Origin of the sequence: Sphingomonas sp. VDB2 (assembly GCF_047946695.1) — a bacterium.
GTDB classification, from domain to species: domain Bacteria; phylum Pseudomonadota; class Alphaproteobacteria; order Sphingomonadales; family Sphingomonadaceae; genus Sphingobium; species Sphingobium bisphenolicum.
In genome coordinates this window covers 1,669,617-1,691,105 of the sequence record NZ_CP159615.1, presented here as the reverse complement: position 1 = coordinate 1,691,105, position 21,489 = coordinate 1,669,617, and the positions used below count along the sequence as shown (strand labels likewise).

The 21,489-nt window shown below is 62.0% G+C and carries 21 protein-coding genes and 1 riboswitch; of the genes, 3 read left to right on the top strand and 18 right to left on the bottom strand.

From position 1 onward, the window contains the following. Nucleotides 1–5: 5 nt before the first annotated feature. The 7 genes from ABT375_RS08345 to ABT375_RS08315 all read right to left on the bottom strand — a co-directional run bounded on the left by ABT375_RS08345 (nt 6) and on the right by ABT375_RS08315 (nt 7,820). Complete coding sequence (locus ABT375_RS08345) at nt 6–1,715, bottom strand: glycosyltransferase (RefSeq protein ID WP_416464727.1); 1,710 nt, start codon at nt 1,713–1,715, stop codon at nt 6–8. A gap of 137 nt (nt 1,716–1,852) precedes the next feature. Further along, complete coding sequence (locus ABT375_RS08340) at nt 1,853–2,974, bottom strand: mannose-1-phosphate guanylyltransferase/mannose-6-phosphate isomerase (protein ID WP_416464726.1); 1,122 nt, start codon at nt 2,972–2,974, stop codon at nt 1,853–1,855. 432 nt (nt 2,975–3,406) lie between these two features. After that, entirely contained in the window at nt 3,407–4,417 is a 1,011-nt protein-coding gene (locus ABT375_RS08335) for a right-handed parallel beta-helix repeat-containing protein (RefSeq protein WP_416464725.1), read from the bottom strand. A 23-nt stretch (nt 4,418–4,440) separates the two neighbouring features. Further along, on the bottom strand, nt 4,441–5,520 hold the full coding sequence (locus tag ABT375_RS08330; protein ID WP_416464724.1) for a GSCFA domain-containing protein: 1,080 nt from the start codon (nt 5,518–5,520) through the stop codon (nt 4,441–4,443). Then, on the bottom strand, nt 5,513–6,370 hold the full coding sequence (locus ABT375_RS08325) for a hypothetical protein (RefSeq protein WP_416464723.1): 858 nt from the start codon (nt 6,368–6,370) through the stop codon (nt 5,513–5,515). Before ABT375_RS08325 ends, ABT375_RS08330 begins: the two co-directional genes overlap by 8 nt. 266 nt (nt 6,371–6,636) lie before the next feature. Further along, nucleotides 6,637–7,383: a class I SAM-dependent methyltransferase gene (locus ABT375_RS08320; protein ID WP_416464722.1), complete on the bottom strand. Its 747-nt coding sequence runs from the start codon at nt 7,381–7,383 to the stop codon at nt 6,637–6,639. Between the two features lie 104 nt (nt 7,384–7,487). After that, the gene (locus tag ABT375_RS08315) at nt 7,488–7,820 is read right to left on the bottom strand and encodes a hypothetical protein (protein WP_416464721.1); all 333 of its coding nucleotides are present in this window, start codon (nt 7,818–7,820) and stop codon (nt 7,488–7,490) included. Between the two features lie 249 nt (nt 7,821–8,069). Between ABT375_RS08315 and ABT375_RS08310 the strand changes: the two genes are divergently transcribed. Next, nucleotides 8,070–8,819 (top strand): HAD-IIB family hydrolase, encoded by a 750-nt coding sequence (locus tag ABT375_RS08310; protein WP_416464720.1) that lies wholly within the window; start codon nt 8,070–8,072, stop codon nt 8,817–8,819. Nucleotides 8,820–9,002: 183 nt separating this feature from the next. Here the strand turns inward: ABT375_RS08310 and pnuC are convergent, their stop codons facing one another. From pnuC to modA, 6 genes are all read right to left on the bottom strand, one after another. Then, nucleotides 9,003–9,563, bottom strand: coding sequence for a nicotinamide riboside transporter PnuC (pnuC, locus tag ABT375_RS08305; RefSeq protein ID WP_416464719.1), 561 nt, complete (start codon nt 9,561–9,563; stop codon nt 9,003–9,005). Continuing rightward, the gene (locus ABT375_RS08300; protein WP_416464718.1) at nt 9,563–10,693 is read right to left on the bottom strand and encodes a phosphotransferase enzyme family protein; all 1,131 of its coding nucleotides are present in this window, start codon (nt 10,691–10,693) and stop codon (nt 9,563–9,565) included. Before ABT375_RS08300 ends, pnuC begins: the two co-directional genes overlap by 1 nt. 2 nt (nt 10,694–10,695) lie before the next feature. Continuing rightward, a complete protein-coding gene (locus tag ABT375_RS08295) occupies nt 10,696–12,990 on the bottom strand; it encodes a TonB-dependent receptor (protein WP_416464717.1) in 2,295 nt (764 codons plus the stop codon). A 33-nt stretch (nt 12,991–13,023) separates the two neighbouring features. Further along, a riboswitch (TPP riboswitch) is annotated at nt 13,024–13,133 on the bottom strand. Between the two features lie 110 nt (nt 13,134–13,243). Continuing rightward, nucleotides 13,244–13,858 (bottom strand): ATP-binding cassette domain-containing protein, encoded by a 615-nt coding sequence (locus tag ABT375_RS08290; RefSeq protein ID WP_224547314.1) that lies wholly within the window; start codon nt 13,856–13,858, stop codon nt 13,244–13,246. After that, the gene (gene modB / locus ABT375_RS08285) at nt 13,848–14,546 is read right to left on the bottom strand and encodes a molybdate ABC transporter permease subunit (RefSeq protein ID WP_224547424.1); all 699 of its coding nucleotides are present in this window, start codon (nt 14,544–14,546) and stop codon (nt 13,848–13,850) included. Before modB ends, ABT375_RS08290 begins: the two co-directional genes overlap by 11 nt. Further along, nucleotides 14,546–15,316, bottom strand: a complete 771-nt coding sequence (gene modA, locus ABT375_RS08280) for a molybdate ABC transporter substrate-binding protein (RefSeq protein ID WP_416464716.1) — start codon at nt 15,314–15,316, stop codon at nt 14,546–14,548. The genes modB and modA overlap by 1 nt, the downstream gene beginning before the upstream one ends. A 92-nt stretch (nt 15,317–15,408) precedes the next feature. Between modA and ABT375_RS08275 the strand changes: the two genes are divergently transcribed. After that, the gene (locus tag ABT375_RS08275) at nt 15,409–17,061 is read left to right on the top strand and encodes a molybdopterin oxidoreductase family protein (RefSeq protein WP_416464869.1); all 1,653 of its coding nucleotides are present in this window, start codon (nt 15,409–15,411) and stop codon (nt 17,059–17,061) included. Here ABT375_RS08275 and ABT375_RS08270 read toward each other — a convergent pair. Together ABT375_RS08270 and ABT375_RS08265 are read right to left on the bottom strand one after the other, a co-directional pair. Then, nucleotides 17,058–18,236 (bottom strand): glycosyltransferase, encoded by a 1,179-nt coding sequence (locus ABT375_RS08270; protein ID WP_416464715.1) that lies wholly within the window; start codon nt 18,234–18,236, stop codon nt 17,058–17,060. The genes ABT375_RS08275 and ABT375_RS08270 overlap by 4 nt on opposite strands. A 59-nt stretch (nt 18,237–18,295) precedes the next feature. Beyond that, complete coding sequence (locus tag ABT375_RS08265; RefSeq protein WP_224547308.1) at nt 18,296–18,859, bottom strand: helix-turn-helix domain-containing protein; 564 nt, start codon at nt 18,857–18,859, stop codon at nt 18,296–18,298. Nucleotides 18,860–18,958: 99 nt separating this feature from the next. Between ABT375_RS08265 and ABT375_RS08260 the strand changes: the two genes are divergently transcribed. Beyond that, on the top strand, nt 18,959–19,411 hold the full coding sequence (locus tag ABT375_RS08260; protein WP_416464868.1) for a DUF6456 domain-containing protein: 453 nt from the start codon (nt 18,959–18,961) through the stop codon (nt 19,409–19,411). Nucleotides 19,412–19,466: 55 nt separating this feature from the next. Here ABT375_RS08260 and ABT375_RS08255 read toward each other — a convergent pair whose 3' ends face one another. The 3 genes from ABT375_RS08255 to ABT375_RS08245 are packed head-to-tail and all read right to left on the bottom strand — an operon-like array spanning nt 19,467 to nt 21,489. Next, nucleotides 19,467–20,009 (bottom strand): NUDIX hydrolase, encoded by a 543-nt coding sequence (locus tag ABT375_RS08255; RefSeq protein WP_416464714.1) that lies wholly within the window; start codon nt 20,007–20,009, stop codon nt 19,467–19,469. Then, nucleotides 20,006–20,683: a TPM domain-containing protein gene (locus ABT375_RS08250; protein ID WP_224547304.1), complete on the bottom strand. Its 678-nt coding sequence runs from the start codon at nt 20,681–20,683 to the stop codon at nt 20,006–20,008. The genes ABT375_RS08255 and ABT375_RS08250 overlap by 4 nt, the downstream gene beginning before the upstream one ends. After that, nucleotides 20,683–21,489 carry a TPM domain-containing protein gene (locus ABT375_RS08245; RefSeq protein WP_416464713.1) on the bottom strand — a complete coding sequence of 269 codons (807 nt, stop codon included), beginning with the start codon at nt 21,487–21,489 and terminating at the stop codon, nt 20,683–20,685. Before ABT375_RS08245 ends, ABT375_RS08250 begins: the two co-directional genes overlap by 1 nt.

Here is a 21,489-nt window from a genome sequence, read left to right as displayed (position 1 = left end):
CATCGTCATGGGGTCTCTGCCAACAGCGTCTTCCATGCCGCGCCAACGATGTGTGGGCTGTAATGCGCCGTGATGTGGGAATGTGCCGTCCGCCCCAGCGTTTCGCGCCAATCGGCATCCTCCACCATCCGGACCATTGATTGGGCGGCGCGCCGTAGGTCAGGCTCCGCCCAGCGCTGTCCACGGCCGAAGGGATAGTCGCCATCCTTGAGCGACCGAAGTCCGACGGGCACCAGCGCTGCATTATCAAAATTCGTGAAATCCATATTGCCCGAATGCGCGCTGACGATCACCGGCTTCTTCAGCATCATCATCTCTGCGATGTTGCGCCCGAAGCCTTCGCTGCGATGGAGCGATATAAAGGCGTCGGCCGCGCGATAGAGATCCAGCAAAGATGGGCGAGATAGGGACGCGGTGATCAGATATATGCGCTGATCCGCCGCCGCGATCCTTTCGATTTCCGCCCAGGCGGCGTCGTTGGCCACCCGCAGTCCCTTCAGCACCAGTCCGACCTTGGCATCGGCATTGGGGAAGGCATGTTGGAACGCCTGGATGCACCCCAACGGATTCTTGCGCGCAAAGGATGACAGTCCGTCGAAGGCATGAAGAAACAGGAAGCGATCGTTCGGCAGGCCAAAATCCGTTCGGGTTTTCCCCTCGCCGTCGGAAACCGACACGGCCATGGGTACGTGGCGGACCGGAATGGGTGACGATCGTGCGTATGCCGCATAGCTATAATGGCTGGTCGCCCAGATTTCGTCGACCGTTTGATAGGCATGTGACCAGAAGGGTGGCCACTCCTCCAGCTCCCACGGCCACATCCCGATATAGCGCCGGCTACCATCTCCCAGGGCGCGATCGTTAATGACCGAGGTGACCGTCGTCATGCCGGTCATGCAAAACAGGTTTACCGAATAAGGCAGCTCTTTCGAATAGGCATCCCGTAGCTGGCTATCGTCCTCTTCCATATGCGCGCCAGGGGCGACATTGTAGATCGAGAAGGGAATGTCCGCGCTCGTCAAGGATAGCGCGGCCATGCGTATATCCTCGCTCAAGCCCGACCGGCTGAGCGCATGGCCGATCAGGTTGACCCCCCACGGGCGAGGCATGACGCGATTGCGGGGCGGCATGCCGATGCCGATCCGCTTATGCGCAAGTATGGGATAGTCTCTTGCGCCAGAGGTGCGGCACCAGAGCAGAAAAGCGGGGTCTTCGGCAGACCCATGGGCTGCGCGCAACTGGGGATCATTTTCCCAGATCAGATGATGTAGACGTGATGCATTCCCCGTCTCTTCCCTTTTCGAAAGAAGCGCGTCGGCCTGCTGCTGCGTCAGGAATTCGTCGAGGTGGAAATCGGTTAGCCCCTTGGTAAAATACCAGGCCAATAGTTGCGCCTGGCCCTCGGGCGTTTTCCGCGGCGGAAAAGCAATGTCGCTGCGTTTGCGCATCTCCCACATCAGCCAGGTCACAGGCAGATAGGTATGTTGTGGAAGCCTGGCGATGGGTGTGTTCAGCAAAGGCGCCATGGCGAGGCTGTCCGCATCTCCTCGCAGGCCCAGCTCCCGATACGCATGGAACAGGTACCAGATGAACAGTCCCTCGCGCCCCGCTGTACGGTCCAGGTCGAAACTAGCCTGAAGATCGGGGCGCTGGCGCCAGATCATCAGGAGGCGGGGGACCAGGGCCGCACGGCGTGGCAGGCGCTTGCGCCTCATCAGCGCCGCCATCGGCCGATAAACGGGCCTCGGGTGGTTTTGCATAAGGTGCATTGTCCGGCTCACACGCACCATATCATCCCTATGCCATGTCCCGGAGGTCGAGATGCGTGCATTTCGGCGTCATCATGCCTTCATCATAGCGACGGGGCAGGATCGGAGGCATTGAAATGGCCGGACTTCACCATTTCGACCACCTTCTTGACGTCTTGCGATCGGCTGCGGGGCATCACCAATATACCGCTGGCGGTCGACACGACAATCATGTCTTCCAAACCCAGCGCCGCGATCGGGGGACCGTCTTCTACGTAGAGAAGATTGCGCTGCGCATCCACGGTCAACGCGGCGCCCTTGATACAATTGCCATTCTCGTCCCGGTCGCGGACCGCCCATAGAGCTTCCCAGGACCCGACATCCGACCATCCCATTTCAACGGGAACCACGACCGCCTTCTGTGTCTTTTCCATGACCGCATAATCGATTGACAGATCAGGCGATGACAGGAATGCAGATGCTTCGGGATAAACCAGCGGATTTTCCCTGCGCGCATTCGACAGCGCTTCGGTGCACGCGCGAAGCACTTCAGGAGCCCATTGCCGAAGCTCTTCAATATAGCTGCGAGCAGAGAGCAGGAAAATGCCCCCGTTCCAGTGATATCCCCCGTCCGCAACAAATGTTTCCGCTACCGCCAGAGTAGGCTTTTCAACGAATTTCGCCACTTCGTACACGCCCGGCACCCCAGGAAGCGGGGCGCCTTGTGCGATATATCCATAACCGGTTTCGGCATGAGCGGCGTGTATCCCGAATACGACAAGTTGCCCATCAGCCGCGGCAGGCAGTGCAAGGGCTATGGCCCGCCGGAACGAGTCGACATCGGCGATGACATGATCCGAAGGCATGACCAGCATGAGCGCATCGTCCTGCTGTTCCAGCAGCCACAGAGCCGGCAAAGTGATCGCGGCCGCTGTGTTTCGGCCGGCGGGCTCCAGGAAAACCGCGCTCGGCGGCATATCCATATCACGCATCTGTTCGATGACCGTGTCGGCATGTCCAGCGCTGGAAACAATGATCGGCTCGGCAAAGCCTTCATGAGCGGGCAAGCGCAACGCCGTATCCTGCATCATCGTCTTGTCGGTGATAAGCGGGATGAACTGCTTGGGACGTTTTGATTGCGATAACGGCCAAAGCCGCGTGCCAGATCCACCGGAAAGAATAACGGGATGAATGGCAATGTGACTGTCGACCGGCTGCTCTGGCACTGTAATCCTCCGATTGCACAAAAGCTTTTGACCGATACGCCCCCTATTGCAAGCCCTAGTTTTTGGGGCAAAATTGTTTCATTCCCGAACATTGATGGCCGTAACGAGAGCCGTCGCGCGGCGGTTATGCTGGGTCAGTACCATGCCGGACCGGCGGCGCGTGGGGGCCTTTTGCAGTGGGTTGAGGCATGGCGGAAGTGCTTGAGGTGAAAGCGGATCCGTCCGCGATAGCGATGCTTGTCATATTGGATGGATCGCTGGGATTGCGCCTGTCGGTGAGGGCAGGGGACGTCGCTTGATCGCCTAATGTCCAGTGGCGTTTGGCGTCAGGCCGTGATCGGCGCTGCCGCATTGGTGAATAGGAGCCTCCACGCTTCGGCGTTGCAGCGCATCATCACAAAGTGGAAGCCAGTATCTTGGTTTGAATGCCAATCAGTTGATACGCTCAAGCAGGGTCTGTTTGCCCGAAAGACGAGGGGAGAATGAGGCTTCGCAATGCTGTTGCGCCGCTGGGCCGACGGTGCGGACTGTCGACGGGGCCGCGAGGGCGGGGTCGGTTGACTTAACACGCGAACGCAAGACGCTGTTGCCCTTGGAAGGACATTCTGTTGTAGCGCAGCCTTCACGACCCTTCACGCAATAAGAATCGACTGCGAGAGCAAATCCAGACTGATTTATGAATGTATTATCAGAGACAATATTGTTGTTTGAAGCATCTCTGAATTTGATTTGATCGCCGCAACCTTTTTCGAATATGTTGTTTTCAATCCTGTTGTTTGATGACATGGATCTTAAATATATTGAATGCATGCCTCGGCAGCTATTTACATTCTCGATATTGAAAAAATAATTATTTGAAATAATGTTATTTCTCGAATTTACTAAAATAATGGCGCTAAAGCTTTTTCCAAGATTATTGCCGAAAACGCCGATATTTCTAAACGACATATTACGAACTATATTTCCACCATTCCACTTGGCTGCGTTTTGCTTGCTGCCATAGAAAATAATGGCTTGGCGGTAATTTCTCACCGTTATATTTTCTATTATAACATTACTGGGTCTGCCATATTGTGCTTTTATGCTTAGCCAGCTTTTTGGAAGTGAACTCGGCGCGACCATGCTGCCATCAAAAATGGTTTGATCCGGGGTCTTTCCGCTGCCGGCTATGACAATCTTTCGGATATTGGGAGAAAAAGGATCGAGTACGACGGTTTCGTTGCGATACACGCCCGGTGCAACCGCAATCCGGACTTCGGCTTCGCCTCGATAGCGGCGACGAAATTCCGCAATGCCGGCCGCAAGAGTGGAGATCGCGCTGCCCGGCGCAACACGGATCGTTAATGATTGAGGGGAAGAGGCTGCCACTGCCGTTGTCGAGCCCAAAAATACGACGGATAATATCATCAGGCCAAGGCAGATCAGGCGTGAATTAAAAGGCATGTGATCTGTCCTCGCCAATATATTCATTCGGCAGCGATAAGCGTTTCTTCGTCACAGATGATGTCGTTCAAAACCGCCGACATCGGCCGTACTTTTTTGCCGGCTTTACGGGGAGAGGCCGCTTTTGCCGATCGATCAAGGAAGGTTTCTGCAAAGCAACGCATGACATGAGCGACGCCCTCCGGCTTCACTTCCCGCAAATCATCGTCAAAATATGCGCCACGGTTATAGGCGCCCGTGATAATCTCGTATGATGGGAAATATTCGCAGTCGCTCAAGGCGGCCGTCACTTCTTCAGCCGCCACCCGCAGGGCGGCTTTCGAATATGTGGTCGATACCAGAACATGGCGATGCGCGGCGGTTGCGATAAGCGGCACTGGCGATACGGTTACGACAAAGCGGACGTCGGGATTTTTGGCGCGAATGAATTCCAGCGCCAGACGAAGGTCGCTGGCAGTTTCAGACGCAGTGAAATTCACAAACTCATATCGATCGGGATCGAACGTGCCTGTGCCGCAACCGGGGCACACGGGAAACACCGCTCCATCGATCCGCGATACCCAGGCCTCGGTCAATCCGAGCGTAAATACGAAAACATTGCATTCTTCGACCATCCGCCGGACCGCTGCGAAATGTTCCTGGCGATCCGCCAGGTAACTTGCTTCGTCAGGGAATCCCTGCGGCTGAATTAGGGGGCGATAAGGGTCGTAATAGCGATCGCCCTCGATCCAGACATCTTCGGCCGGTTGAAACGACCCATATGCCCGGTGGAACAGCTGTAGAAGCTGGCGCGGCGTGTATATGTTTCCGAACCTGGCCGAAAACGTTCCGTAATTATATTTCTTCCCCAGGTCAGGCGGCACGATGGGATGCGCATTTTCGGGAATGAAATAGTTATAGCCCGCGCCGACCAAATGACGTGCGATATGTTGCGCGAAACAGCTTCCAGCCGTCGCGACCGCATCCGTCTGAGCAATCCTGAAGCTGGGCTTGCTTGCGGGATTAACATCCTTCGCTGGCGTCTGCACCAACGCCTTTCGCCAATATGCCTCTGCTGGAAGTGAGCGGAACGGACATGTGGAATGACTGTCGCGGTCAGCCATGAGCAATACCTTCCTGCTGGGCCTTTATTAGATTCGCCGCCTCATCGAGTATGGCCGTACCCCATTTGGCGTTGCCGTGGATTGCGTCTCCGGCCGAATCGAGTCCACGAAATCCGTCATCATCGATCAACGCGTTCGTGGGAGCCAGATAATGTACTCCCAAGCGTTCGCAAATGGCCCGGGTCACCCTGGATTCCAGGCGCCACATGCGCAGCCGCGAACTGTCCGGCGATATCTCGATGTCGTCTTTGGTGGCGCCCCGCCGGAGCGCCGCATTGATAGTGCGTTCGGACAGCAGGCCGCGGACCTGCTCGGCCCCGCGCAGCGGGGGCGGGGGGGCAATTTGCACGACGCCTTCCACGGACTGCCGCACGAACAGGCCCAATGCGCGTTCAAGCCCCTCCAGATGGCGCTGCATGACATCGACGAGAAGGTCATAGGGCAACAACCTGGCGGTTGGATCGACCGGCTCGCCCGGATGGAAAGGGTCGACAAAATCGAACGCTTCGGGATGGCGAAGCAGGGACAGCCGATTGGCCTCGTTGCCGCTCAGTGCCGAAACCAGCCAAACTCTGGGGGTCGGCTTGCGCCGTCGATATGTCGCCAAAGCTTTATGGATGATGGGCGAGAGCATTGGCTGCCCGTCCGCCCGGAAGACGGTCGCGCCGCCCGGCAGCCCGTCGGTGCCATGTGCCAAAACGCGAAAAACGAAACTGGATGTGTCTGTCTCGAACGTTTCGTTCGCTCTTTTCAGAGCATTGGCATGGCTGGCGCCAACCAGTAGGGCGACCGTCTTACCGACTGTAGGCGCAGGTTCAGAAGGCGGAGCTTCCAGAGTATTGACGGCCACGGGTATGCTTGCCTCCCAGTTCAGTCAATGTGTTGCTATCTGTCTCAATATATTCCGCAGGGAGGCTCGTCCAGCGCTTTCGTGCTGCATTGCCGCATACCGCACAGTTCGGATTTCGCCCCATCCCATTCTTCATATGATCGACGATCTCAAGGCGTCGATTGCGAACGGGGCGAAATTTTGGCCGGCGCAATCTTCGACTATTCCATTCCGTGCGATCCGCGGGGCTCGCAGGGAGGGGCATCGAATTAGCGCCGGTGCCCGTGTCAGGAGCCTGGCTTCTCCATGGCGACCAAGGTCTGCCAGAATGCGCCGTGCTGCGTATCGTCATCGCCATCCGTGAAGCGTGGAGAGGTGAAGCCGATCCTTTTCGCCCATAAGGTAATCCAGTCGCGATGGAGAAAAGTGTCCAGCAACGGGTTTTGATTGCCCCTGCGCAGGGTTTCGACACGGTTGTCGAAAACAACGCCATGCAAGGGTTCGTTGATTTCCAGGAATGAGAAGATCAACTTGCCCCCCGGCTTCAGGGCGCGGAAGCTGTCTTCCATGTAGAGAAAACATTCTTCGACTGACAGATGCGTGAAAACAGACCAGTGGTAAAGCATGTCGATTGTGCCCGATGCAGCCCGGATTGTCGGCTGGCGGTGCACATAGGCGTCATAGGTCGGGCATTTTTCCCTGAGTTCTCCAATCAGGCCATCGACGACATCCGTGCCGGTATATGTGCCGCTCCACCCGTTGCGCTGCAGAGCCTGCGCAGTTCTCCCGCATCCGCAGCCTAAATCGAAGACCGCCATGCCATCGGCGAGCCCATGGTGTTTCAGTACCCTGACATGCCCGTCGCCCTGCTCCCGGAACAATTCCATGGACGTCGCCCCGATCGCTTCGGCAAAGGCGAGTTCACGATCGCCTTTTCTCGCCTTCAGGCGGGAATTTAAATACCGGGTATAGGCTGTTGTGGAATCATATCCTCTCTGACGTACTTTTCGTTTCAACAATCGCCATATGCCCATGTCAGAATCCACTTCAAAAAATATCCGAAGCCCGCCAACTGCTCCGTGGAGGAATCGTCCAGGCGCCGCTGGAGGCCTTGCTGGCCGGAAAAATCAGTTTGCGTTCAACTCGATCGGGCTGCTGCTGCGATAACCGATGGGTTATCTTCGGGGTGGGGGGCACTCACGCCGTTCGGGCTGAAAGCTTGGATGGAGCAGTCCTTGCCCTCGCGCGAAACCGCGCCACTAGTGAACGGAAAGCCATGCCTCTTGTCGATGCTTTCGCGCATGATGGCGATCGAGGCCCTTGAAAATGGCACGCGCCGGTGGGGCTGGGACGCCATCCGCAGAGCGGTACGGGGTTGTGCGATTTCGACCGGCGCTTCGTCAAAGTCAAAAGCCGTCAATTCTTTCACGAAAATCCCCAGACTTGCAGCATGATCGTTGCAATCGAACATGGACTAGCCATCATACCGTATCGCGTCCATATGGTTGACACTGAACCAGCATTTTCATTGGCTATGGCATCCGGGCGGCAACGACGCCGATGTTCTCGGAACGTTATATGGAAGTCAAACCAATTAGAAAGCCTTCTTCTGTCTCGATGCGAGGCCGGCGATGAAGGCGAACTTGCAGCCGCTTGCCTGCTCCAGCCTTCGATGTTAGGCGCCGGTGCATATGCGATCTGCCTCTTAGGAACCTGATACATGAAGCAACTGATAGCGTTTGATCTCGATGGGACTCTGGCGGAGAGCAAGCAACCATTGGGGGACGCGATGGCCGAAGCGCTCACCCGCCTATTGGGCGTCGCCCATGTTGCCGTGATTTCGGGTGGGGACTGGCCACAGTTCGACAAGCAGGTGGCGAGCCGCCTGCCGGGAGAGGCCGATCGGTCTCGCCTGTGGCTGATGCCGACGACGGGTACGAAGCTCTACACCCATCAGGAGGGTGCCTGGACGCCGGTTTATGCGGAACTGTTCGACGATGAACAGAAGCGGGCGATCCTGGAGGCATTTGATGCGTCGTTGGAAGCAACCGGCTTTGTGCCCGAACAGACATGGGGTGAACGGATCGAGGATCGCGGCAGCCAGATTACCTTCTCCGCTTTGGGTCAGCAGGCGCCGATCCACGCAAAGGAAACATGGGACCCGGATTTCGCAAAGCGTAAGGTGATCCAGGCAGACCTGCGCACGCGCCTGCCGGGCCTGTCGATCAATATGGGCGGCGCGACATCGATCGACATCACGCGGGAGGGCGTGGACAAGGCCTACGGCCTTAAGAAACTGCGCGACGCGAGCGGCATTGCGCTCGACGCCATGATGTTCATCGGCGACGCGATCTTTCCGGGCGGCAACGACTATCCGGCCAAGGAACTGGGCCTCGACACAGTGCGTGTGCGCGATCCGCAGGAAACATTGTCGGTGATCGACGCGATCGTGGTCTGCCAGAAGGCGTAAGGCGCGGCGTTCATCTCTTTCGTGAGCGCCTGTTGGCTACCTCCTGCAGCGACTTATGCTGTGTCGGATCTGCCTGTGGCACCGCCGAAATTTGACATCGCCGGCGGCGGCACGTGTGGACCATTGTGCTGCCGGCCGCGGATGTCTCTTCCGCAAGCCCGTTGAGAGCCGCCCTACAGATTCCTACGATCGTTCTGTCGCTTTCGCCCAACGTCTGTAGCCTATGGCGGCCAACAGGATCATCGCTGCATAAAGGCCGGCCGTCAGTCGCAAATCCTTGAAAGCGAACATGCCGACATAGACGATGTCCACTGCGATCCAGAGCAGCCAGCTCGCGGCATGGCGGCGCGCGGTCCAATATTGGGCAACAAGGCTGAAACTGCTGAGCGCCGCATCCATCCAGGGCAGCGCCGCATCGGTGAAGCGATGCATGAACCAGCCGATGGCGATGGCGCCGATCGCGCCGGCAGCCAGATTAGCGGCGGCCCGCGTGGGCGGGAGAGGCATCACCCCCACCTCTCCGGCATCGTCCCGGCCCCGCGCCCAGCGCAACCAGCCATAGAGGATCGCGACGCCGAACAGCGATTGCAACAGCATGTCGGCATAGAGGCGGACGTCGAGGAAAATCTTGAAATAGAGGGCGCAGGCTAGCAGATTGACCGGCCAGCACAGCATGCGTCGTTTCGCCGTGAGCCATATGCCGATGAAGCTGACGGCGACGGCGACGATCTCCAGCATCGACATCAGGCCATCGCCTCTTGTGCGAACCGATGCAGAAAATCCTGTCCCGGTGCGGACAGGAACCAGTCGGCGTGGCCGACCAGATAATCCTGCCAGGCGACGGCTGCCTGATCAAGATCGCCGACGATGCCGGCGAAATAGTCGATTTCCGACAGGGCGAATTCCAGATGGACCAGCGGCAGGAGATGCACGAGCGCGTCCACATCGGCGCGGTCGAGCGGCACTATCGTCCGATAACCGGCCAGGATCGCCATGGCTGCATCGACATCCCCCAGCGCGTCGTCCTGCCCCATGTCCAGCCATCGGAACGCGGTGCGCTCGATCGCGGTGGCGAGATCGTGGAGCGCGCAGGTGCGCGTCGCCAATCCGAAATCGAAGATGGTGTCGACCTTGCCATCCGCCGACCAGAGGAGGTTGGACGGGTGCCAGTCGCCATGGGTCCAGAGCGGCGCCTGCCCCGCCAGTCGCTCGGCAAGCCCTTCGCCCAGCGCTGCGAACAGGCGCGCCAATGTCTGCTTCCAGGGCTTGGCGGCCAGATAGCGCGCAAGCCCCGGACGGGCGGCGACATAGGCGTCCGCCGCTGCCAGAGGATCGCCGGCGGGCAGGATGGTGAAGCTGGCGATCAGCGGATGGTCGCCGCGCGAAGGGGCTGTGAAATCCTGCGCGGCGCGGTGCAGCCGTCCCAGCGCCGCACCGGCTTCACAGGCATGGCCCGGCGTCAGGAAGGGCGTCCAGGACAGCCGGTCGCGGTACAGGTCGATGCCCGGCGCATCGCGGTGCAGTTCATAGGTCCAAGCACCCAGCGCGATGGCGCCCGTCCCGTCCGCCGCCGTCATGACATCGGGCACCGACAGGCCCGCCGCCCGCAGATGCGCCATGAACCCATGTTCCTCCGCCAGCGCGGCGGGCGTGCGGAGCCATTGATGATGGCGCTTGAGGAAATAGGCGCCCCGGTCGGTGTCGATCAGCGTCGCCGCCGAAAAGGGGCGCGGTGAATGCCAGCGAAGGTCGATCAGTCGTCCCGCATCGGGGAAGCGATCCAGCACGACTTCCGCCTCGGCCCGCGTGATGGCTGGCCATGTCGGCGCTTCGAGCGCCGTTCCCATGCCATGCACGCGATGGCCGCCGCTCATGGTCAGAAGGCCCGCGACAGCGTCGCCACGAACGCGCGTCCGCTGCCGATATAATAGCTGGGGGCGGAACCCGCGATCAGCGCGCCGTTGCGGCCGATCGTATCGCGCGCATTGCTGCTGATCGCATACACGCCCGACAGGACGCGCGGGTTGGTGACGTTGATCGCGTTCAGCCGAAGGTCCATGGCGTTCGCGTCGATCAGCCCGGCCAGATGCACGCCGATCGCCAGATCGAGCGTGGCATAGCCCTTGATGCTCTCGTCATTCATGAAGGTCGCATATTGGCGGCCGACATATTTGAGCGCGGTGCTGCCGAACAGGCGACCGTCATCATAGGTGCTGCCGACGGCGAACTGGGCGCGCGGGCTGCTGACGGCGCGCTTCCCCTTGGTCGGCAACAGATCGCCACCCACCAGCAGATCGTCGTTCAGCCGCGTGTGCAGATATTCGCCCGAGGCATAGAGGCTGAACCCCTTGGCCGGGCGATAGTCGATCTCGCCATCCAGCCCATAGCCGGTCTGGCTGCCGCCGTTGATGGTCGAATTGACCAGCGCCCCACCGCTATCGACCACCGTCGCCACCTGCCGGTTACGGAACCGATAGTGGAAGGCGGTCAGCGAAAGCGACAGGTTGGGGCCGATATAGCGGTAGCCCAGTTCCTGCGAGACGCTATATTCATTCTTGAGCGCGCCGGTGCCTTGGCTGACCAGCTCGCCACCATAATAGCTGTTGTAGAGCGCAAACTCGTTGGGCGTGCGGAAATTGGTGGTGATGTTGGCGAACAATTGCTGCTGATCGTCCAGCCGGTAATGAACCGCCGCGCGGGGCAAGGCGGCGAAGCTGTCGACATGCACCCTGGACTGCGGCCCCGGCAGATAGTTGCGGCCGTTGCGCAGCAGGCTGACGCCCTTGAACCCCATATCGACGGTCAGGCGCGGCGTCACCGCAATGCTGTCCGCCAGGAAAAAGCCCTTGGTCACGGTGACCGTGCGCTGATTTTCATAGGCGAGCAGCCGCCCATCGGCGGTGCGGATCGCTTTGTCCTGATAGCCCCAGACATCGACCGGCCGCCCGGTCGCGTCGATCGACGTATAGCTTTGGGTCACGCGGTCGGTGCCATAGTCGAACCACAGGCCTGCCGTGATGGTGTGGACGCCCGCCTGCATCGTCAGCTTGCTGACATCGCCGACGCGCCGCTGCTTGCCGGTCCAGTTGCCCAGCACGGTCGCCACGCCATCCACGGCGCCCGGCAGCGCGATCGGCTGCGTCAGTTCTTCCGTGCCCAGATAATTGCCGGTGGTGGCGAGTTGCGTGCCGTAAGGCGAATTGCCATGGCCCATTTGCAGATAGGCGCTGCTGTCGAAGGTCAGCCCGTCGCTCAGTTGCAGATGCAGCGGCGCGGCGAAATAGAGATTGCGGAACGGCGCGCGATAAAGCCGCCAATAGCTGGTGTCGCCTTCGCTGTATCGTTGGGTGAAGTTGAAGCCGCGCCCATTGGCTTTCCAGTCCGCCATGGTCGGGCTGGGATAAATCGAGGTGATCGCGTCATTATAGGATATGGTCAGGCTCGCGCGGTTGCCCTCGCCCCATTCGTGCAGCAGCTTCGCGTCGATATGCTGGCGCTTGTCAAAGCCCGCCCCGCGCCAGTTATCCGCGCGGTTGTTGGAGTAGGAGACGAACGCCTTGAGGCCGCTCTGCCCGATCTCCCCCGTGTCGAACCGCAGGAAGGCGCGCCGCTGGTCATAGGAACCGACCGACAGATTGACCAGCCCGCCCATATCCGCCTTGGGATCGGCCAGCGTCAGCGACAGCGTGCCGCCCGCCGCAGCAACGACCGGCGCATCGATGTCCGCCGCGCCCTGCGCCAGCGCGATCTGCCGCACATTTTCAGCGTCGGCAAATTGGGAGGGATAGGCGTAATAATAGCCGATATCATTTTGCGGCGCGCCTTCCAGCAGCACGCCGATCTGGTCCTGCCCCAAACCGCGCAACGTCAGGCTGGACGTCGCGGACAGGCCATAGGGGTCGCTGGACGAGACGTTCGCGCCGGGCAGCAGGTTGACCAACTGGAAGGCGTTGAGCGTCGGCGCCTGTTTGCTGATGAAGGCTTCGGCGATCGAACTGACCGCCTTGGGCGCGCTCTGATCGGGCAGCAGGCCTTGGGGATCGGGATAGCCCGTGACCTCTATGGTCGCGCGACCCGGTTCGTCGGCCTCCGCCGCCCGCGCGGCATGAGCGGAAAAGAGGAGCGCGGTCGCCAGCGCCGCACGGCCAACAGGGATAAATGCAATCGTCATCGTCACGCGTCCACTCCACATGGAGGGACCTGCGGCGTGCCGCATTGCCCTCCCTACGCCGGTATCAGCCGGATCAGGTTCAGCGGGTCGTGGTCTGCTGACCACCTCTCAGCCGCGCATGAGCGGCCCCCCGGGGATGCGCCCCTCTAATATGCGGAAGGCGACGTGGAAAGGCCTATCGGTCGACAACGGCTCGGTTATGGCGAAACAGGCAGGATGCGGCTGTCGCAGGAGAGTAGGAACAGGCCTAATGCTATTCGCGCATGGTCACGACCAGCGCGGAAAGCCGCTCGGCTTCGCCGATATCGTGCGTGACGTAGAGGATCGGGATCGGGCTGCGTCCACGGATCTGGTCGATCGCGTCCAGAATATCCGCCTTGCGGTCACGATCGAGCGACGACAGGGGTTCGTCCAGCAACAAAAAGCGCGGACCGGATAGCAAGGCCCGCCCGATGGCTACGCGCTGCGCCTCACCGCCGGACAGGCTGTGCGGCCATCGGTCGAGCAGATGTCCGATGCCCAGGAAGGCGAGCACATCGTCCATGTTCATCGTGGTGGCAGCGCGCCGGCCATATGCCAGGTTGGCGCGCACGCGCATATGGGGGAACAGGCGACGATCCTGAAAGACGTATCCGGCCTGCCGTTGCGCGGCAGGGATATCGATCCCGGCGTCGCTGTCAAACAAGGTCTGTCCGGCTACGGCGATGCGGCCCCGGTCGGGCGAGGCGATCCCGGCGACCATATCGAGGACGCTGGTCTTGCCAACGCCGGATGGGCCGACCAGCGCTACCAGCGGAGATTCCGTGCTGCAGGATAAGGCGATCGATCGCCCTCCGACCGTCCGTTTGACGTCGATGTCAAATGACATGACGTCCTCCCCGCGCGATCCGCCGCACCAATATTTCCGATAGCATCAACGCGCCGAGCGACAGCAGGATCGATATTATGGCGAAGCGGGTGACGATCGGCTCCCCGTTCGGCATCTGCATGGCGGCGTAAATGGCGATGGGCAGGGTGCGGGTTTCTCCCGGCACGTCGGACACGAAGGTGATCGTTGCTCCGAATTCGCCCAGCGACCGGGCGAAGCCCAGCACGACCGCGGCCAGCACGCCGGGCAGCGCCAGCGGCAAAGAAATGGTGAGGAAAATCCGCATCCGCGAGGCGCCCAGGGTCGCAGCCGCACACTCCAGCCGCCCGTCGATCGCCTCGATCGACAGGCGGATAGCCCGCACCATTAACGGCACCGCCATGATGGCGGCAGCGAGCGCTGCGCCGGTCCAGCGGAACAACAACGTGACGCCCAGCACTTGGGATAACCAACTCCCGATCAGTCCGTTCATGCCGAACAGCAACAGGAGCAGCCATCCGGTTACCACGGGCGGCAGCACCAGCGGCAGATGGACCAACGCGTCGACCAGCAATTTTCCCGGGAAATGCCAGCGCGACAATATCCAGGCGAGGAAGAAGCAGATCGGCAGGCTCAAGGCGACGGCGACCAGGCTGACCTTGAGCGACAGGGCCAGGACGATCCATTCGTCAGGCGACAGGGGGGCGATCAAGGCGCGGTGAAGCCGTAGCGCGTCAGCACGGCGCGCCCCTTGGGCGAAAGCAGGAAGCGGCGGAACCCGTCGGCATCAGCGTGCCGGCTGTTCTTGAGCCGGGCAACGGGATAGCGGATAGGCGGGTGGCTGGCGGGCGGGAAGATCCCCACGATCCGCACCTTGCGCGACGCGCGCGCGTCGGTCGCATAGACGATGCCGAGCCGCGCTTCGCCGCGCTCTACCAGGGCCAGCGCGGCGCGGACATTTTCCGAACGCACGACTTTGGGCGCTACCGCCGCCCAGACACCAAGCGTCGTCAACGCGGCCTTGCCATATTTGCCGGCTGGCACGCTGTCCGGGTCGGCCATGGCGAGCCGCGACGAACCCAGCGCCTTGGCGATCGGCATGTTCCGACCTATCGTCAGCCGTACCGGCTGACGCAGGGGGGAGACCAGGACCAGCCGATTGCCGGCGATGTCCGCCCGCGTGCCGGCCTGGACCGAGCCTGCCTTCTCTACGACGTCCATCCAATCCTCGTCGGCGGAAACGAAGAGGTCGGCTGGCGCCCCGGCCCGAATCTGACGCGCCAGTGCGGATGAACCGGCGAAGGAGAGGATCGGCTGCGGATGCCCCTGTCGCGCCCATTCGACCGCCGCAACCGCGAGCACATCCTGCAAACTGGCGGCGGCCAGCACCAGCGGGCCGCGTTCATTCGCGGCGCCGGCCGGGTTGGACAGCGCCAGAATGAGCATAGCGGCGAAGGATCGAAGGAGAGCGCGCATCATGCGGCCTTTTTGCGCCGCATCGTCGGGCAACTCAACCGCGAACGCGCTTTGCGATCTTTTTCCCGACATCCCGATCGGTTACATGCGCGATGATGACGGCAATTAAAACGCTATGCGGCCGATGCGCCATGGGCTGTGGCGTGCGGGCCATGGCTGGCCTGAGCGACGACGATGCGCGGGGCGTCTTCATCGAGGGCGACCGCATTCACCCGACCAATATGGGCTGGCTCTGTCCGGCAGGTGAGGCGCTTGCCGCTGACACGGGACTGGATGGCCGGCTATTGCATCCGTTGCTGGCCGGCAAGCGCGTCGGCCGGGACCGCGCGATCGCCCATGCCGCGCGTCGCCTGTCCGACATCATCGCCCAGCATGGTCCCGCAAGTGTTGCACTCCATGTCGCAGGCGACCTGCCGACCGAGGATTATTTCGCGGCCAACAAGCTGATGAAGGGTTTCATCGGTTCGGCGCATATCGATGTCCCGTGGCATAACATCGCTACGCGTGCGCAGATTGCGGCCTTCGGTGAAGATGTTATGCCCGCGAGCGGCGAGGATGTCGATGGCGCGGAGCTGATCCTCGCAATCGGTGCGGGCGCGCTGCGGCGCCATCCGGTGCTGACGCACCGGGTCGCCATGGCGCGGGAGGAGAGGGGCGCGCAACTCGTGATCGTCGATCCTGATCCCAGCGCGCGGCTTCTGCCTGCGGACCTTCATCTGGCGCCGGCGTCCGGCAGCGTCGCCACATTGCTGGGCGGACTGTTGTTGCACTTGCACGACGCAGACTTGCTGGATCGGTCGTTCGTCGCGAAAAATGTAGCGGTGCCGGACGGCTATTGGGAGGCGCTGCGGCCGGGGCACGACCTATGGTCGGTGGCGGGCATGACCGGCCTGCCGATCGCGGCGATACGGGAGTTTCAGGAGTTGTCCGCGCGCGCGCCGCGCATGGTGACAATGTTCGATCCCGACGTTGGGGACGGGGATGCGCGCGCGGCGGAGGCGATCCTGGCCCTGCACCTCGTCACCGGCAGGATCGGTCAGCCTGGTGCGGCGCCTTTCGCGCTGCCCGGGGCACCTAACGCCATGGGCGCGCGCGAAGTCGGATGCATTGCAACGGCCTTGGCCGCGCATCGGGATTTTTCGGCAGATGCGCTGGCTTCCGTCAGTCGTTTCTGGTCGACGGACAGAGTGGCCGTGACGCCCGGCCTGTCTGGAGATGCGTTGCGCGAGGCGATCGGCGATGGCCTTATCAAGGTGCTGCTGATGCTCGGGGATGCGCCCGCCGCCTTGCTGGATGCCTTTCCCGACAATCGTCCCTTCACACTCTTTGCCGGCGACCGGCTCGATCCCGCGATGGCGGATCGTATCGATCTGGCGATACCGATGCCTGGACTGCTGGAGCGCGACGGCACGATCACCGGCGCAGATCGGCTGATCAGCCGACAGCGGTCAGTTTTTGCCCTGCCGGGTGAAGCGCGACCGGGTTGGTGGATCGTGACGCAGATTGCGCGCGCCATGGGATGGCACGACGCCTTTCATTACGAGCGAGCGGCGGACATCTATCGCGAACATGCCCGGCTATCGGTCTATCAAGGCGCGGGGCGGCTGCTCAACCTGCGTCGCCACGCGCCATTGTCAAATCCGGCCTATCAGGAGTTGACGCCCTGGCGTTGGGGGGAAGTGCCCTTCGACGGCGGCCATTTCCCGACATCGGATGGCAGAGCCCGGCTGTTGCGCTTCTGGGACTAGGTTTCCGCTTTTCCCGCGATCGCCTGAAGATGGGCCAGCAAAGTGTCGCCATTGGCGGTCCAGGTGAAGCGCAGCGCTGCCTCCCGCACATCTTTCGCCGCAGGCGGGGCATCCAGTATCGCTCTGATCGCCTCGGCGATCGCTTCTGGTTCGCGCGCGACGATCCGACCGGCTTCAGGCCGATCCAGCAACTCGCGTGCGCCGCCGACGTCGGTGATGACGATCGGCGTGCCGCAGGCGAGCGATTCCACCCAGGCGTTGGCCAGCCCTTCGGATTCGGACGGCAGCACCATCACGTCGGCCGCCGTATAGATACGGGGCAGTTTGTGATGCGGCACCGATCCCAGGAAGCCGATGCGCCTTTCCACGCCCAGTTCCTGCGCCAGATTTTCCAGCGTGCGCCGGAAGGCGCCCTGGCCTGCCAGCAACAGCGTCGCATCCGGCAGCATGGGGAGCGCGCGCACCAGAAGATCCTGCCCCTTGCGCGGGATGAGCGCGCCGACGCACAGCAGGACCGGGCCGCTGAAATCCAGCGCGGCCTTGGCGGCATCGCGGTCGCCCATCTCGAATGTGTCGAGATCGACGCCCGTATAATGGACACGGATTTTGTCCGCATCGATCCCCATTCGCGCCATCGACCGGCGCATCGCGTCCGATACGGCGAGCAGGCCCGCCGCGCCGTCTGCCGCTTGCAGCACCATCTTGCGCGTGCCGCTTTGCGTGCCCCAATAATGGATGTCCGCACCGCGCGCCTTGACCGAGTAGGGAATGCCCAGCGCCTTCGACAGGCGCTGGGCCACCGGGCCATCGGGGAAGAAGAAGCTGGCGTCGATCACGTCGAACGGCTTTTCGGCGTGCAATCGTTTGACCAGCGGCAGGATGGCGCGGGTCATGGCGCCGACATTGGTGCGGCCGCCGAATTTGGGGATGATGGGGAAGGTCGGCCGATAGACCGTCAGTTCCCGCCAGCGTTCCTTGCGCGGCAGCGCACGCAGGGGGGCATAGCGCGCCGCCAGCGACAATGGCCAGGGCGGCAGGCCGACGGGCGCGACTACGGTGACGTCGGCTTCGGGCCGGCTTGCCAGTTCGCGCGCCTGCCGTTCCACGAACACGCCGAAATTGGGCCGGCTGATATCGGGAAAGAGGGTCGATAGCATAAGGACGTTGAGCGCCATGGCCTCTCTTTCGCAGCATAGAGTTTAGCGGATGGTTAAGCAGCCTCGTGCCGTCTTGGCTAGAGGCGTCGGACGAGTTGCACCGCCACCGCGGCCCATGGCGGATCGGTCAGCACCAATTGCCGCGCGCCGGCGCCCAGTGGCAGCAGTTGCAGGCGGTCGCCTTCTCGGCCGATCAGGCGCCCGAACAGGAAACGGCCGGCGGGGCGGGGAAATAATATGTCGCGATTGAGCGCGCCCGAAAACTCGTCGGGTGCGATGCGGCGGCACCAGATCGCGTCTCCGCTGCGATAATCGCCGATACTGGCGCTGACATGCACGCCGACCATCCCGTCGGAGGCAAGCGGGGATGGGAAGGCGAGCGGCCGCGTCGGCGCGCGCGCGCCATCCGGTCCGAGCAAAGCGGCGACCGCTATGTCGGCTTGTCCCGGCAAAGCCACCAGTTCGGCGGTGGTGGCGCCCAATGCCAGCGCGATTCGGTTGAGCCATTTGACCGAGACGGTGCGCGTGCCGGTTTCCAGCCGCCCGATCGTCTGGGCCGTTGTGGGTGGATCGCACAACGCGCCGACCTGTTCAAGCGTAAGCCCCTTGGCCTTGCGGACCTCGCGGATACGGGTAATCATCTGCACCTCGAAATAGAACCTATTTGGTTTTCTCTTTCCTACAAACTATCCCACATGGCAAGGCCCTGCATGTCCAATCCCGTCAGCAAGGAGATGCAGATGGTCGCTACCCATGTCGAGCAGATGATCGAAGACCCGGAAGGCCGGACCCAGTTAGTGCTGGTGCATGTCGGCGAATCGCCGCTCGCCTGGCTCCATGCACGGGGGCATTTGAGCGAGCGCCACTATCTGGCGGGCGACCTGTTGCGTCGGGATTGGGAAAAGGCCGGGCTGGGCGCGCGCGTCACCATGCGGTGGGACGCGGCGCCGCGCAGCGCCAATAGCGCGCAAGGGGCGGGCGACCTCACCTTGGCCCAATTGTCGGCGCGCGAACGGTTCGATGGCGCGATTCGGGCAGCCGGGCCTGGCTTGGCCGATATTTTATGGCGCGTCGCTTGTGCAGGCGAGGGGCTGATCGCTGCGGAAAAAGCGCTGGGCTGGCCCAGTCGGGCGGGGAAATTGGTGCTGACCCTGGCGCTCGACCGTGTGGCCGGATGGTATCGCGTGCCGTGATGTGGCGCTGACGCTATCAGTCCCGATGTCCGAGCAGCGCTGAAACGAAGACGCGTCAGGCAACCATGCCCGCGCCCAGCAGCAGCAGGAGCTTCACGTCCATTGCATAGCCTTGTTCGCGCCAGAGGGCGATCTGGTCGGGCAGGGTGGCGAGGGGTACGCGATGGACGTGAATATCCTCCTCGTCTACGCCGCCGCCCGCGCCGGTCTTTTCCAGGCCGTGCGCGCGGAAGAGGGTGAAACTCTCCGACACCATGCCTGGCGAGCTGTAGAACTGGCCAAGCGATTCGAGGCGGTCCGGACGGAAGCCGGTTTCCTCCTCCAATTCGCGCGCCGCCGCGATGCCGGCCTCCTCGCCCTCCTCTTCGTCGCCGACGAGACCGGCGGGCAGTTCGATGCAACGTCGACCCAGAGGCACACGATACTGATCCACCAGCAGAACGTGAGGGCCATCATCCGTGTCGTCGATCGCCAGAATGACGGCGGCGTGGATACCGCGCGCGCGGCCGACATATTCCCATTTGCCACGCTTCTTGGCGGTGATGAAACGCCCCGTCCACATCACTTCTTCGGGCGCGTTCCGGTCGGGGTCGGTCATAATTCGATCAGCCTATCGGGCAGTTCGTTGATGTCGTCGTCGGCGCGCGGGAAGTGGGCGGTCAGCACGACGCCTACTTGTCGCACGGCATCAGCCAATCCCTCGCCGGCGCGGCCTGCGCGGATCGCGTCTATCAGCGCTGCCATTGCGTCGCCCCAGGCTTCCGCCGCGACCTTCTCGTTGATCGCCCTGTCGGCGACAATTTCGGCCCGATGCTCGTCGAGCGAGAGATAGATGAGCACCCCGGTGCGACCGAGGGTGCGCGCTTCGGCGGCGGTGCGGAACAGCAGGATGGCGCGTCGTCGCACCCGCCGCGCCTTGGTCGCGCGCGGCGTCACGGCCATGCGCAGCGGCATGATCGCCAGCAGATAGCGTACGACCAGGAATTTGAGGATGAGAAGGCCGAGCAGCCCCATCAGCAGCTTCCAGTCGGCCAGCTCATGCTCCCAGTCGAGCAACAGCGCTGACAGGAAGGCGCGGAGATAGGCCGGAAATGCGGCCATCAGCGCCAGCGCGATGAACACTGCCGCCGCTGCCCAGCTCAGGCCGACATCATGATAGCTGTCGGACCGTCGTGCGACGATGGTCACGATTTCGCCCGACGTATGCGCTTCCGCCTCGGTCACGGCGTTCGAAACCAATTCGTGATCGGCCTGCGTCAGATGAAGCTGCATCACCAATCTCCCGACGCGCCGCCGCCGCCGAAGCTGCCGCCACCGGAAAAGCCGCCGCCGCTGTCGCCGCCGCCCCAACTCGATCCGCCCCATCCGGAACCGCCGCCCGATCCCCATCCGGAACTGCCGGTTCCCGGACCCCAGATGATGATCGGGGCGCTTCCGCCGCCGCGGCGATAGCGTGTCCCGCCCCGTGTGCGCGACAGCAGCGGCAGGGCCACGAAGAAGATGATGAACAATATGATCCAGAAGCCGATGATCGCGCCGCCCCCGTCATCCTGTTTCCGGGCGTCCGCTTCGGCCGCCGCTGCGCGCGCCTTGGCTTCGTCCGGTGGCAGGGCCAGCAGGCCGGTGATCTGATCGACGCCTGCATCGATACCGCCCGGCATGTCCCCGGCCTTGAAACGCGGGGCGATGGCGTTGCGAACGATCTGCGAGGACAGCGCATCGGTCAGCACGCCCTCCAGGCCATAGCCGACCTCGATGCGTATCTTGCGCTCGGCCGGCGCGACGATCAGCAGCGCGCCGTTGCTGTCCTTGTCGCCGATGCCCCAGGCGCGACCCAGGCGATAGCCATAGTCGGCTATGTCATAGCCCTGAAGATCGGGGATTGTCGCCACGACGAGCGAACGGCCGCTCGCTTTTTTCTGCGCGATCAGTTTCTGGCTGAGCGCCTGCTCCTGTGCGGGATCGAGCAGGTTCGCCGCATCGACCACGCCCTTGTCATCGAATGTGGGAAAGCTCTGCGCCCACGCCGCCGGCGCGAGCGCCAGCAGCGTGAGGATCAGGACCAGGCGGCGAAGCAT